The organism is Neobacillus niacini (genome assembly GCF_048572935.1).
Lineage (GTDB): Bacteria > Bacillota > Bacilli > Bacillales > Cytobacillaceae > Neobacillus > Neobacillus niacini.
Genome location: NZ_CP183883.1, coordinates 4,527,565 through 4,540,495, shown reverse-complemented (window position 1 = coordinate 4,540,495; position 12,931 = coordinate 4,527,565). Strand labels below are relative to the sequence as shown.

Sequence of the window (12,931 nt, the reverse complement as noted above, 5' to 3'; positions counted from 1 at the left end):
AGATGAGTTCTCTCATCTGATTTTTTAATAAAATTATTGAATTAAGGAGAGATCAATAATGGTGAAAACGTCAGTAGAAGTACCTTCTTTATCAAAGGTGTATGAAGCATCTTTTCATATTGGTGCTGCAGTGAATGTAAGAACGATAGAGTCACAAAAAGATTTACTAAGAAAACATTTTAATAGTATTACAGCCGAAAATGATATGAAATTTATTGAAATTCAACCTGTTGAGGGACAGTTTACGTTTGAAAAAGCTGATCAATTGGCTGCCTTTGCGAAGGAAAATGGAATGAAGATGCGCGGGCATACATTAGTCTGGCATAATCAGACGCCTGAATGGGTATTTGAAGGCGCTGATAGAGAAACACTTTTACAACGAATGAAGGAACATATTACTGCAGTAATGAACAGATATAAAGGGACAATTTTCTGCTGGGATGTGGTAAATGAAGCGGTAACGGATGAGGGTCCAGAATTATTACGTTCTACAAAATGGTTAGAAATAATCGGAGAAGATTATATCGAAAAAGCATTTGAATTTGCTCATGAGGCTGACCCGGACGCCCTGCTTTTTTACAATGACTATAATGAATCCAATCCCGAAAAACGTGAAAAAATCTATAAGCTTGTGAAATCATTGGTAGATAAAGGTGTTCCCATTCATGGAGTTGGTCTCCAAGCACATTGGAATCTTGTAAATCCAAGACTAGAAGATATCCGTATAGCGATTGAACGATACGCCTCTCTTGGCTTGAAGCTTCACCTGACAGAATTGGATGTATCCGTTTTCGACTTTGAAGATAAGCGAACTGACCTCACGGAACCAACCCTTAAAATGCTAGATTTGCAGGCTGAAAGATACCAGCAAATATTTCAATTGCTGAGAGAATTTCGAAATCATATTACTTCGGTAACCTTTTGGGGAGCAGCCGATGATTATACCTGGTTAAGCGATTTTCCTGTTAAAGGCAGAAAAAATTGGCCGTTTTTATTTGACGAAAATCATCAGGCAAAAGAATCTTTTTGGAAGGTTATACAATATTAAACATAGATAAATAGAGATCTCGGGCAGGAAAGGGAGAATAGAAGATATTACCTTTGAATCCTAATACGAGTAAGGATTACCCGTTTTGTCACTAATCGTAAATCCCTTACTTATCCTAACGAAAATAATAGGAGGTTTTAATCAAATGACAGGAAAAAATGCTCTTGGAACGAACGTGATTGCTCAAATAGGTATTCTCGTTCATGATATTGAAAAAACGAGCCAGAACTATGCTGATTTTTTTGGTATTGAAAAACCTGAATGGAGTTTAACAGATACATTAGAACGTGCAGAAACAGAGTTTGAGGGTAACCCGACTGAGGCTCGTGCGAAACTAGCATTCTTTGACATGGGCTCTCTTCAATTAGAATTAATCGAACCGGATCATCATCCAAGTACTTGGCGGAAGCATTTAGATGAACATGGTGAAGGCCCTCACCATATTGCTTTTTTCATAGAAGGTATGAAAGAAAAAATTGCCATAATGGAAGGTAAGCAAATGCCGTTACTTCAAAAAGGTGAATACACCGGTGGAAGATACGCGTACATGGACACATTCAAAGACCTTAAAATTATCACGGAATTGTTGGAAAACGATCGATAAAAAGGTTCTAGAGGAGATACTTAAAAGGTACTCCTCTCCTTTTAGATTAATAATAGGAGGATGAATGGATGAGGATTTTGATAACAGGTGCAAATAGAGGTCTTGGATTGGCCCTATCACAGATTGGGGCAGAAAGAGGTCATCAAATTCTTGCTGGAGTAAGAGATCTCCAAAATAACAATAAAAGTTTAACTCAATCTGAAATGAATAAATCAATTTTACTGCTGCCTTTGGATGTAACAGATGAAGACTCAGTTTCTTCAGCTGCTCATATAGTAAAAGAAAACTTTGGAACCATTGATGTGATTATTAATAATGCAGGAGTATTGTTAGAACGCGATAAACAGGTTGAGGACTTGGATTTTGATCAAGTAAAAGTAACGTTCGATGTCAATCTTTTTGGACCCATGAGAGTGGTAAAACATTTCCTTCCTCTTTTCATGATGGGTGATCGATCATCAATCATTAATATTTCTTCTGAAGCCGGAAGTATGTCCAATGCTTATGGCGGTGATTATGCATACGCTTCTTCAAAAACTGCATTAAACATGTTCACACATCAACTAAACCATTATGTAAAACTTAAAAATATTAATGTTTACGCTATACATCCCGGATGGATTAAGACAGATATGGGCGGAGAAAGAGCACCAGGTAACCCAATTGAAACTGCCAAAGGAATATTTGATATTATAGAAGGGAAACGAGAGATTGATAATGAGAATGTGTTTATCACCTACGAAGGGCAGCCAATGCCGTTATAATGGAAAAAGCTTACTCATCGAGTAAGCTTAAGCTCCCGTATAAATACTTTCACATGTGCCGGCTTTTGGTTCATAATAACAATGCTGCTTAAATTGACCAGAATGTGGTTGACCGTACCATGTTGGAGGACATGGAGCATACGGATTAAAATACCAAAGGGCATATTTTGATGGGTGTTCTCTCCAATATTCTAAATTCTGTTTTGCTAATCTTTTTTCAGCAGATCTCGCTCGTTGATAAAATACATTCCCTTTTTGAACTGCTTCAAAAGAAAAATTTCCTCCTTGGACATGAAAAATGACATCGTTAACGTTTCGTAGATCTTTAAAGTCAGAACAATCTGCTTTCACACGATTAACAATAACATTTCCAACCATTAACATTCCCTGTTTTCCTTCACCCTCGGCTTCTGCCCGCATCATCCTTGCCATTAAGTCAACGTCTGAACTCCGGTAATTAATTCTTGGCATTTTCTCACCCCAGAAATATAGTATGAAAAACAGCCTGTATTGATGTCATTGTTACTGAATTATGGTGTTTTATTTTTTCTCAATTGTAGTATTATTAGATTCTTTATACTAAAATCAAATTAAAACTATATTTGAAAGCCCAGTCATGGAAGGGAGAAACTACTATTGAAGCAAAACATCAAAGCAATCCTTACACCGATGAGTCCCAAAGAAAGAATTGCATATATATGGGATTATTACAAGTTTCATATCATTGGGACCATTGCGGCCGTCGTTCTATTAGTCTCTTTTATTAGCAGTATTGGTGAGAAAAAAGAAGTGGTTCTAAATATGACCATTATTGGACAAGGGGTAAATTCAGATGGTGTCGTTCAATTACAAGAACAGTTAAACAGCAAGCTGGTGCAAGACAAAGCGGATGAAGAAGTTTTTGTTCAATATTTAAATTATAATAAAGCTAGTATGGATCAGGCTTCGCAAGCAGCAATACAAAAAATGTCTGCAGAGATAACGCTTGGCGGAATTGATTTAATGATTGTTGAGAAAGAACTATTCGACGAAATTTCATCACAACCATCATCATTGGTAGCATTAAATGATCTAAAGGGAACGGATAAACTGTTAAACTCTGATGAAAAAGTTTACGGTATCCGTACATCTGAAATTACCCTTTTGGCTCCACTCAAATTGGATGAAAACAAGGTGTTATGTGTCCCAAGTACAGCAAAAAACTTGAAGAATATCAATAAGTTTTTCTCAATAGTATCCCAGTAGAATTAAAAGGAGATTCTTTCAGATTGAAAGAATCTCCTTTTGTCGTTATGGACCATGCATGAGTGCAAATAAGGACAATAAATTAGTCGAATCACGTTATAGGAAAAATGAGAATTTCTAGTAAGATAGAGTTATCGGTAAGCGTTTTCAACAGAAAGGTGATGTTAATGCCAAAATACAGTATAGCTGTCGACATCGGAGCATCAAGTGGAAGACTTATATTGGGGTATCTTGAGGATGGACGATTAAAACTAGATGAAATTCATCGCTTTGAAAACAAGATTGTAAAAAAAGGGGATTCCTTTTGCTGGGAAGCAGATAAACTTTTTCACGAAATCAAAAATGGACTAAAAAAATGCAAGGAGCTGGGCATTAAGCCAGACAGCATTGGAATTGATACATGGGCGGTTGACTTTTTGTTATTAGATGAAAAAGATCAACCATTAACCAATGCGGTTTCGTATCGTGACCCTCGGACGGATGGGATGATGGAAGAGGTCTTCAAGCTCTTTTCTAAAGAGCGGCTTTACCTTGAAACAGGCATACAGTTTCAGAAGTTTAATACAATCTATCAATTATTCTCTATCAAAAAAAACAATCCCGAAATCCTAGAAAAAGCAAAATCATTCTTAATGATACCCGATTATTTTAATTACTTACTTACAGGCAAGAAAGCCAATGAATACACCAATGCAACCTCTACACAGCTTGTAAATGCATTCACGAAACACTGGGATCATCAGATATTAGATGTGCTTGGGATAAATAAAGAAATGTTTCATGAAATTAAAGCTCCCAAAACAATTCTTGGTACACTTACAGAAAATCTCGTATCAGAACTTGGTTTTGACCTTCAAGTTATCCTTCCAGCCACACATGATACAGGTTCAGCGGTGATTGCCGTACCAGAAGAAGCTGAATCTATTTATATCAGTTCTGGAACTTGGTCACTAATTGGGGTGGAAAACTATTTTCCTATCTGTGTAACGAAGGCATTGGATTATAATTTTACCAATGAAGGCGGAATCAATTACCAATACCGCTTCTTGAAAAATATCATGGGTCTTTGGATGATCCAAGAAGTGAAGCGAAATTACAATGACGAATACTCCTTTGCACAGTTTGTGGATTTAGCAAGGTTGGCAGGGGATTATAAGGCGACGGTAAATGTAAACGATGACCGTTTTCTAAAGCCGGATAGCATGATTGAGGCCATCATGAACTATTGTATTGAAACGCAGCAGCCTGTACCAAGTACACCTGGTGAAGTGGCGAAATGTGTGTTTGATAGTTTAGCAGTAAGCTACCAAGAAGCTGTTGCAGAGATTGAAGAGATTTTTGAAAAGAAGTTTACCAAGATTAATGTTATTGGCGGCGGCTGTCAAAATGAAATGCTTAACCAGCTGATTGCTGATGTCACCCATAAAGAAGTCTATGCTGGACCTGTTGAAGCAACCGCACTTGGTAACATCGCGGCCCAATTAATGGCACTTGGAGAAATCAATGATATTAAAGAAGCGCGTTCGATTATTAAGGAGTCATTTGAAGTCAAAAAATATCTGCCAGCTCAACAAGTAATCAGCTAATGAAAGGAAGGAAGAATAAATATGACTATTAAAGAAAATTTTGAACTTGCGAAACAAACATATGCTAAATGGGGAGTAGACGTTGAAGAAGTAGTGGAAAAGCTAAAAAGCGTTCCCATTTCTATACATTGCTGGCAAGGCGATGATGTTGCCGGCTTCGAAGTAAACCAAAACGAATTATCAGGTGGTATTGATGTTACTGGGAATTATCCTGGTAAAGCGACCAATGCAGAAGAATTAAGAAGTGATTTAGAGAAGGCATTATCCTTAATCCCTGGTAAACACCGAATCAACCTTCATGCTATTTATGCAGAAACAAACGGTGAGGTGGTGGAACGTGATCAGCTGGAACCAAAGCATTTTGAAAACTGGGTAAAATGGGCAAAGGAAAATGGTCTAGGTTTGGATTATAATCCAACCTTATTCTCACATCCAAAAGCGGATGATGGTTTAACCCTTTCCCATCCAAATGAAGAAATTCGTGAATTCTGGATTAATCACTGTATTGGCAGCCGTAAAATTGGTGAATATTTCGGAAGAGAGCTTGGTACACCAGCATTAACAAACATTTGGATTCCAGATGGCTACAAAGATATCCCAAGTGATCGTCTTACTCCAAGAAAGAGATTAAAAGAATCGTTAGATAAGATTTTTGCGGTTGAAACAGATGAAAAGTACAACTTAGATGCTGTCGAAAGTAAAATATTCGGTATTGGTTCTGAATCTTATGTTGTTGGTTCACATGAATTTTATTTGAACTATGCAATGAAAAACGATAAATTGTGCTTACTAGATACAGGTCACTACCATCCAACAGAAACAGTTTCAAACAAAATCTCATCTATGCTTTTATTTAGCGAAAAACTTGCGTTACACGTTTCAAGACCAGTTCGCTGGGACAGTGACCATGTTGTTATTCTTGATGATGAATTAAAAGAAATCGCATTAGAAATCGTGCGTAACGATGCCTTAGACCGCGTAATCATCGGACTAGATTTCTTTGATGCAAGTATTAACCGTGTTGCTGCTTGGACTATTGGTACACGCAACATGATTAAAGCGCTCCTTTATGCAATGTTAGTACCAAATGAATATTTAAAGCAGCTTCAAGAAGAAGGTAACTTTACAGAAAGACTAGCATTAATGGAAGAATTCAAAACATATCCATTTGGGGCAGTTTGGGATTACTATTGCGAAAAAATGGGTGTTCCAGTGAGGGAAGCGTGGCTAGAAGAAATTAGATCCTATGAAGCAGAGGTACTATCAAAGCGATAAAGTAATAATGTGAAAAAACAGACTCTATTGCACTGGACCCACTCATGTCGCATGAAGCTGACAAGTGTGACAGTTCTACAAAAGTCTGTTTTTTAATTTCTAGAGACGGTCATCTTCCTATGCTCTATCATAGTCTTTTATATTATCAGTTCCAGTTGTTCTATTAAGGCTATCTGCAGAGCGATTTGATTTATTAGGTTTCATAAGCCTTGTTACTTTAACTCTTTCGTCCTTTTTCAAAATCGCATGACCCCCAAAGGCTGACTTTAATATGGAAATTGCGAAGAATAGTTATTGAATTGTTGATAAGCTTGGTCTAATTTTTGCTGTTCTTCTGCCTCTAGTTTGTACCATCCATGCTGGAACATTAGGTTATAGAGTTCCCTGCAGCTTTGATGTGTTTCAGTCAGAATTTGTAATACATCCGTATGAAGCTGTTCGTGGCTCGCTTCTCTTACGGCAATGTTGAGGCTGTCCGTTAAATACTTACATGTACTAAGTGCGTCATTAACAAAATCTCGATCATTCATATCTGGAGTTTTAACTTTAGGCAATTCTCCAGTCTGAGGGTTCGCAATTTGGTTGCTGTTTTGACTTTGCTGATTTGACATTATTCTTCCTCCTTTCCTTAATAATCGTTACTGCTGCTGCATCTGCTGTGTATTAGGAAGATTGGCTAATGCAGTATTGTTATCCACCTGAAGGTGAGTAAGTAGTCGTTGATAATGATTTTGATGCATTTGTCCCGCCTTATTTAGTGCATCCTTTAATTGAGGGTTTTGGATCTGATTCGCCATAAAATGAAATTTCTTAAATGCTAAAAGCTCCCATGATAAGGCATCCTTTAGATAAAGCACATCCTTTGTCGTAATAGCCCTAGGAGGGTTTGGAATCGGTGGTTGATTATTTTGCATAAGTAAACTCCTTTCATTTAACTTCCAACAAATTTATATTTTGCGAAATGTAACCAAAATATGCTTTTTATTTATTTAACTTATTTTTGTTTTTCAAAAATTATGTTATATTGAATATAGAAAACAAACATAAACAAAGGATAAAACAATATAAATAAAAGCAAAAGTATGGAAGGGTGCAGGGCATGCTGGTAGCGGAAAGACAGAGAAAAATTGTTGATTTAGTGAATGAACGACTAAGTGTAAGGGTTACGGAACTAAGCAAAATTTTTTCTGTTACAGAAGAAACGATTCGCAGGGATCTTGAAAAACTTGAAAAAGAGAATCTATTAATGAGAAGTCATGGCGGGGCAGTAAGTATTGAAAAGGACCAAAGTGAAACCTCTTATATAGAAAGGGAAATTACCAACGCTGCTGAGAAGAAAGCCATTGCGGTTGAGGCCGTCCGTTCTATTGAGCCTGGAGACCAAATTGTTTTGGATGCCAGTACAACCGCATGGTATGTGGCAAAGGAATTAGAGGACATGCCATTAACGGTACTAACAAACTCAATTAAAGTAGCGATTGAGCTTAGCAAAAAGGAACAAATCAAAGTCATCTCCACAGGCGGGACGTTATTGGCACAATCCTTATCATATGTCGGCCCACTTGCCGAAAGGTCCCTTGAAATGTACCATGTCAATAAAGCTTTTATATCCTGCAAAGGAGTGCACCTTGAAAAAGGACTAAGTGATTTTAATGAATTACAAGCACTGTTGAAGAAGCAAATGATTGACATTGCCGATGAAACAATTCTAATGGTGGACTCAAGTAAATTTGGAACACGAGCTTTTTCCCAAATTGCTCCTATAACAAAGATTGACTGCATTATTACTGATTCAAATATTGAAGAAAAAACGAAAAAACAGTTAAAGGAAAGAAACATAGACGTAACAATTGCAAAATAAAGAGAAACAGACCAAATTCTGGTCTGTTTTTCGTTTTCATTGCACCTAGTTTTCAATCATGTTAAATTGCTAGATAAGGCAAATTCACTTGAGAAAGGGGGAGTATTTATTAGCATTGAAATAAAAGAAAGTGTCTCTAAGAAGATTCTAACTGAAGCCAAGGGATATTTAGATGTTGGCTTTACCCATTCATTGAATCCTTACAGTGGTTGTGCCTTTTCTTGCCGGTATTGCTATGTAAGAGAAATGCCTATTCAAAGATTCAAAGAAATCCCTTGGGGAGAATGGGTAGAAATAAAAATAAACGCAGCTGAAAATTACCGAAATGAAATAATAAGGCTTCGAAAAAAAGACAAACCGATTAATATTTTTATGTCATCTGCAACCGATCCCTACCAACCGATAGAACGGAAAGCAAACATTGTCCGCGGGATATTACAGGTAATGATTGAATATCCACCGGATTTTCTATGGATTCAAACACGTTCCCCGTTCATCACAAAAGATATTGATTTGTTGACGGTATTGAAAGATAAATGCAAAGTTCTTGTGTCGATGACAGTTGAGACAGACAGGGAAGACATCAAGCAAATTTTTGCTCCTTCTGCACCAGGAATTCAATTACGGTTAAAGGCTTTAAAAGAAATACATGCTGCAGGAATACCTACACAAGCTTCGCTATCACCAGTATTGCCATTTACACCCGATTTTCCAAAAGTATTGGACGGGATCGTCGATCACATTTGGATTGATACGTTAACCATTGGGGATGGTGCAGATGGAACACGTTCTGAGAGGTTAGGTATGCCTCTGTTATTTAAGGAACATGATTTAGCAAAGTGGTATAGAAAAGATATACACATCAAGGTTGAAAAGTATTTTAATAAATTTTTCCCTAGTGATATGATACGGGTTTCTAAACAAGAAGCATTTTTAGAATAACATGTGAATGCAGACCGAATTAGGTCTGTTTTTTGTTTAACAAAACATATTAGTATTCCATACTTCTTAAAGTTAAACAAAAATAAACGGATAAAATTGTGACGGAAGTGTTAATAAAAACAAATATAAATGGTGTTTTATGTTTGTTTTTATGTTGATTTATGTTTGTTTTGGATGTATGATTACGGTGTAGAGAATAAATATAACTAAAATAATAAATCAAAAGGTTTTATATAAGGAGAGAGTGGAAGATGAGCATGACCATGATCAAAGATGGAATATACTCCGCACCATTTTTACAAGAAATGTTAGAAACAACCGCGAATTTATATCGTTTAGGCTGGGATGAACGAAATGGCGGTAATATCAGTTATTTACTACATGAGTACGAAGTTCTTCCCTTTTTGAATGTAGACGATGTTAAAAGAACAGTAGCAATGAACTTTGACGCCTCAACCCTAGCTGGACGTTACTTCATCGTTACAGGGTCCGGAAAATATTTTAAAAATGTAAAAACAGATCCAGCAAATAACCTTGGTATTATCCGTATTTCTGCAGAGGGTAAAAGCTATGAAATTCTTTGGGGATTTGAAGATGGCGGGATTGCAACAAGTGAATTACCAACACATCTTATGAACCATATGAAGCGCTTAGCCGTTGATAAAAACCATCGAGTAATTATGCATTGCCACGCAACAAACCTAATTGCGATGTCCTTTACACATAGTTTAAACGAAATAGAATTTACAAAAACCTTATGGGAGATGTGTACAGAATGTCTTGTTGTTTTCCCTGAAGGAGTAGGGATTATTCCGTGGATTGTTCCCGGAACAAATGCCATAGGTGAAGCAACTGCAGAGAAAATGGAAGAAGTCCGCCTTGTACTCTGGCCGCATCATGGAATATTCGGTGCAGGCAGCACATTGGATGAAACTTTTGGCTTGATTGAGACAGCGGAAAAAGCAGCTGAAGTATATACTCTAGTTTGTACCCAAGGTGGTAAAAAACAAACGTTAACAGACCAGCAGCTATTGGAACTAGCACATGCTTTTAATGTGGTACCACGAAAAGGGATTCTTAAACTATAGGAATATAATGAATTATGGTATGTTTCTTACAAAGAAGCATACTTTTTTTATTCTAATCGGTGCAGGGAAATGGTATCATTATAACTTATAAAAAGCACTTTTAGGTCCAGTAGGAAATAGGTGAATAGAGTGAACCAGGAACTTCTTAACGAACTTTTACAACTGACAGATGAAGAGAAAGAGATTATTGAACAACAAAGTAATGTGAGCAAAGACTTATATACAAGTAAGACAAATTTTATTATTGAAAGTGAGAAATTCTTAAGTAAAGATAAGATGATCATGGTTCGAAAACATACAAGATTTGTGGATTTTCCTTTACATAAACATGATTACATTGAGGTCAATTATGTTTTTAATGGGGAATTGCAGCAGATTGTTGGGGGGAGACAGATTACCTTAAAGGAAGGTGAACTGCTGCTCTTAAACCAACATATTGAACATGAAATTAAAGCTTGTGCGAAAGAAGACATTATCATCAACTTTATTATTCGTCCTGCTTTCTTTGACTTCATTTTTTCCTATTTAAGTTCTGAAAATTTTGTCAGCGATTTTTTGTTGAGCAGCCTTTATAATAATACTCAGGATGGGCAATTTCTTTATTTTAAAGTTTCTGAAGTGGAAGCCATACAAGATTTAATTAGAAAAATAATCCATGAAATTATGTATCCGACCACTTTTTCAGAGTCTGCCATCAAGCTTTATATGGGTCTCTTTATGATTGAGTTAATAAAGAATTCTGATAGGGTAGAGAGAAAAGAAGAATCGTCCATCACTCATTATTTGGTGGTGGAATCACTTAAATATATTGAGGAACACTACAAGGAAGCCTCTTTATATGAATTAGCAGATCAATTAAACCAATCACATTATGGTCTTAGTAAAACGATTAAAAAGGCAACTTCTCGGACCTTTAAGGAGCTTCTTCAGGAAAGAAGACTAGAAAAAGCAAAAGAATTATTACAAGGAAGTGATTTGCCGATCGCTTTAATTGTTGAGCAAGTCGGCTATGATAATATTAGTTATTTTTATCGGATTTTTAAAGAGAAATATGGAAGAACTCCTAAAGAATTCAGAATGATTAAGTGATATAATACAATAATATTTTTACATCATAAGGAGATACAACATCATGAATTTTTCTGCAAAACAAGTGGTCTTTATTAGTTTTATGTTATTTTCTATGTTTTTTGGAGCAGGTAATTTAATTTTTCCACCCTTTCTTGGTCAATCAGCTGGTGATCATTTATGGGCTGCTCTTGCTGGTTTTATCGTGTCTGCAGTTGGACTGCCGATATTAGGGGTCATAGCGGTGGCTAAGGCAGGTAGTTTAAATGAACTGAATCTTAGAGTTCATCCTATTTTTGCACTGGTTTTTCCATTTTTAATCTACATTGCCATTGGTCCTGGACTGGCGATACCACGTGCAGGAAGCCTTGCCTTTGAAATGGGCGCAGCGCCTTTCTTGCCAGAAAATTTTGTTGGAAGTCCAGTTTCTTTACTCATCTATACTGTCGTCTTTTTTGGCCTAGCGGCATGGTTAAGTATGTATCCTTCAAAACTGATTAGTCTTTTTGGGAAGTTATTGACCCCAATACTTTTAGCTCTAATTGCAGTTATTTTTATAAAGAGCTTAATGGATCCGATTGGGTCATTTGAATCACCGATGGGGAATTACCGTGAGAATCCTCTTTTTCAAGGGATTTTAGAAGGGTATTTAACAATGGATGCCTTAGCAGCCCTAGCATTCGGAATTGTCATTGCTAACACATTGACAGCTCAAGGTGTTAGCGATTCAAAAATGAAATCACGCTATATGATGTACGCAGGTTTCGGCGCGGGGTTGTTATTAGCAGTGATCTATCTTATCTTGGGCTATTTAGGGGCGGCGAGTTCTTCATTAGGCCAGGCAGAAAATGGGGCCATTATTTTATCTAACATTATGACATACCTGTTTGGACAAAGTGGAACACTCATTTTAGGCATCGTTTTTACATTAGCATGTTTTTGTGTTTCCATTGGTTTGATTACATCATGCAGTCAATTCTTCTCTACTGCCATTCCAAAAGTTGCTTATAAGGTATGGGTCGTGATCTTAGCTGTTCTTAGTACCGCTATTGCGAATTTAGGATTAACGCAAATCCTGCAGATTTCAGTACCTATTCTCGGGATGATCTACCCGATTGCCATCGTACTGATCTTCTTAGGGCTATTTGATGATATGATAAAAAGAAATCCATATATTTATATCACTGTGATAGGCTTTGTAACTATATTCAGTATATTGGACACGATTAATAAAACATTCCTAAATAACATATGGGGCGGGGGATTTGAAATTCTTCCTTTTTACATCGAAGGAATTGGGTGGCTAGCCCCTGCAGTTGTTGGCTTAATCGTTGGTTATCTGTTAGGAAAGTTAAGAGGTCCATCACCTGTAACAAGAACAAATCCATAATATTGTTAAAAAACGAGAAACCTATTAGATTGGAGGTTTCTCGTTTTTTTTGCGCTTCAA

General features: G+C 36.7%; 14 protein-coding genes. 11 read left to right on the top strand and 3 right to left on the bottom strand.

All coding sequences use genetic code 11. The features are described from left to right. Positions 1-58 precede the first annotated feature (58 nt). The 3 genes from ACN6MT_RS22460 (at position 59) to ACN6MT_RS22450 (ending at position 2,416) form a co-directional block, all read left to right on the top strand. Positions 59-1,048 carry an endo-1,4-beta-xylanase gene (locus ACN6MT_RS22460; protein WP_419888127.1) on the top strand — a complete coding sequence of 330 codons (990 nt, stop codon included), beginning with the start codon at positions 59-61 and terminating at the stop codon, positions 1,046-1,048. Positions 1,049-1,193: 145 nt separating this feature from the next. After that, entirely contained in the window at positions 1,194-1,652 is a 459-nt protein-coding gene (locus ACN6MT_RS22455) for a VOC family protein (protein ID WP_419888126.1), read from the top strand. 68 nt (positions 1,653-1,720) lie between these two features. Beyond that, on the top strand, positions 1,721-2,416 hold the full coding sequence (locus ACN6MT_RS22450; protein ID WP_419888125.1) for an SDR family oxidoreductase: 696 nt from the start codon (positions 1,721-1,723) through the stop codon (positions 2,414-2,416). A gap of 27 nt (positions 2,417-2,443) precedes the next feature. On the opposite strand, the gene ACN6MT_RS22445 is transcribed toward ACN6MT_RS22450, so the two are convergent. Next, positions 2,444-2,887: a cell wall hydrolase gene (locus ACN6MT_RS22445; RefSeq protein WP_419888124.1), complete on the bottom strand. Its 444-nt coding sequence runs from the start codon at positions 2,885-2,887 to the stop codon at positions 2,444-2,446. Between the two features lie 165 nt (positions 2,888-3,052). Between ACN6MT_RS22445 and ACN6MT_RS22440 the strand changes: the two genes are divergently transcribed. From ACN6MT_RS22440 to rhaA, 3 genes are all read left to right on the top strand, one after another. Further along, positions 3,053-3,661, top strand: coding sequence for a hypothetical protein (locus ACN6MT_RS22440; RefSeq protein ID WP_419888123.1), 609 nt, complete (start codon positions 3,053-3,055; stop codon positions 3,659-3,661). Positions 3,662-3,828: 167 nt separating this feature from the next. After that, positions 3,829-5,247 carry a rhamnulokinase gene (rhaB, locus tag ACN6MT_RS22435; protein ID WP_419888122.1) on the top strand — a complete coding sequence of 473 codons (1,419 nt, stop codon included), beginning with the start codon at positions 3,829-3,831 and terminating at the stop codon, positions 5,245-5,247. 21 nt (positions 5,248-5,268) lie between these two features. Next, a complete protein-coding gene (rhaA, locus tag ACN6MT_RS22430) occupies positions 5,269-6,522 on the top strand; it encodes an L-rhamnose isomerase (protein WP_419888121.1) in 1,254 nt (417 codons plus the stop codon). A 266-nt stretch (positions 6,523-6,788) separates the two neighbouring features. On the opposite strand, the gene ACN6MT_RS22425 is transcribed toward rhaA, so the two are convergent. Both ACN6MT_RS22425 and ACN6MT_RS22420 read right to left on the bottom strand, forming a co-directional pair. Next, positions 6,789-7,133, bottom strand: coding sequence for a spore coat protein (locus ACN6MT_RS22425; protein ID WP_063253529.1), 345 nt, complete (start codon positions 7,131-7,133; stop codon positions 6,789-6,791). 27 nt (positions 7,134-7,160) lie between these two features. Continuing rightward, positions 7,161-7,436, bottom strand: a complete 276-nt coding sequence (locus ACN6MT_RS22420; RefSeq protein ID WP_063253528.1) for a hypothetical protein — start codon at positions 7,434-7,436, stop codon at positions 7,161-7,163. Between the two features lie 185 nt (positions 7,437-7,621). Here ACN6MT_RS22420 and ACN6MT_RS22415 point away from each other — a divergent pair, with 185 nt between their 5' ends. The 5 genes from ACN6MT_RS22415 (at position 7,622) to brnQ (ending at position 12,871) form a co-directional block, all read left to right on the top strand. Continuing rightward, positions 7,622-8,383, top strand: a complete 762-nt coding sequence (locus ACN6MT_RS22415) for a DeoR/GlpR family DNA-binding transcription regulator (protein ID WP_419888120.1) — start codon at positions 7,622-7,624, stop codon at positions 8,381-8,383. 108 nt (positions 8,384-8,491) lie between these two features. Beyond that, complete coding sequence (locus ACN6MT_RS22410) at positions 8,492-9,325, top strand: radical SAM protein (protein ID WP_419956505.1); 834 nt, start codon at positions 8,492-8,494, stop codon at positions 9,323-9,325. Between the two features lie 257 nt (positions 9,326-9,582). After that, the gene (rhaD, locus tag ACN6MT_RS22405; RefSeq protein ID WP_419956504.1) at positions 9,583-10,413 is read left to right on the top strand and encodes a rhamnulose-1-phosphate aldolase; all 831 of its coding nucleotides are present in this window, start codon (positions 9,583-9,585) and stop codon (positions 10,411-10,413) included. A gap of 129 nt (positions 10,414-10,542) precedes the next feature. Then, positions 10,543-11,502, top strand: coding sequence for an AraC family transcriptional regulator (locus tag ACN6MT_RS22400; RefSeq protein WP_419888119.1), 960 nt, complete (start codon positions 10,543-10,545; stop codon positions 11,500-11,502). A gap of 43 nt (positions 11,503-11,545) precedes the next feature. After that, a complete protein-coding gene (gene brnQ, locus ACN6MT_RS22395) occupies positions 11,546-12,871 on the top strand; it encodes a branched-chain amino acid transport system II carrier protein (protein ID WP_419888118.1) in 1,326 nt (441 codons plus the stop codon). Positions 12,872-12,931 lie beyond the last annotated feature (60 nt).

Coding starts and splice junctions, on each gene's coding strand:
- ACN6MT_RS22460 (WP_419888127.1), top strand. CDS start 59: ATGGTGAAAACGTCAGTAGAAGTACCTTCTTTATCAAAGGTGTATGAA.
- ACN6MT_RS22455 (WP_419888126.1), top strand. CDS start 1,194: ATGACAGGAAAAAATGCTCTTGGAACGAACGTGATTGCTCAAATAGGT.
- ACN6MT_RS22450 (WP_419888125.1), top strand. CDS start 1,721: ATGAGGATTTTGATAACAGGTGCAAATAGAGGTCTTGGATTGGCCCTA.
- ACN6MT_RS22445 (WP_419888124.1), bottom strand. CDS start 2,887: ATGCCAAGAATTAATTACCGGAGTTCAGACGTTGACTTAATGGCAAGG.
- rhaB (WP_419888122.1), top strand. CDS start 3,829: ATGCCAAAATACAGTATAGCTGTCGACATCGGAGCATCAAGTGGAAGA.
- rhaA (WP_419888121.1), top strand. CDS start 5,269: ATGACTATTAAAGAAAATTTTGAACTTGCGAAACAAACATATGCTAAA.
- ACN6MT_RS22425 (WP_063253529.1), bottom strand. CDS start 7,133: ATGTCAAATCAGCAAAGTCAAAACAGCAACCAAATTGCGAACCCTCAG.
- ACN6MT_RS22420 (WP_063253528.1), bottom strand. CDS start 7,436: ATGCAAAATAATCAACCACCGATTCCAAACCCTCCTAGGGCTATTACG.
- ACN6MT_RS22415 (WP_419888120.1), top strand. CDS start 7,622: ATGCTGGTAGCGGAAAGACAGAGAAAAATTGTTGATTTAGTGAATGAA.
- rhaD (WP_419956504.1), top strand. CDS start 9,583: ATGACCATGATCAAAGATGGAATATACTCCGCACCATTTTTACAAGAA.
- brnQ (WP_419888118.1), top strand. CDS start 11,546: ATGAATTTTTCTGCAAAACAAGTGGTCTTTATTAGTTTTATGTTATTT.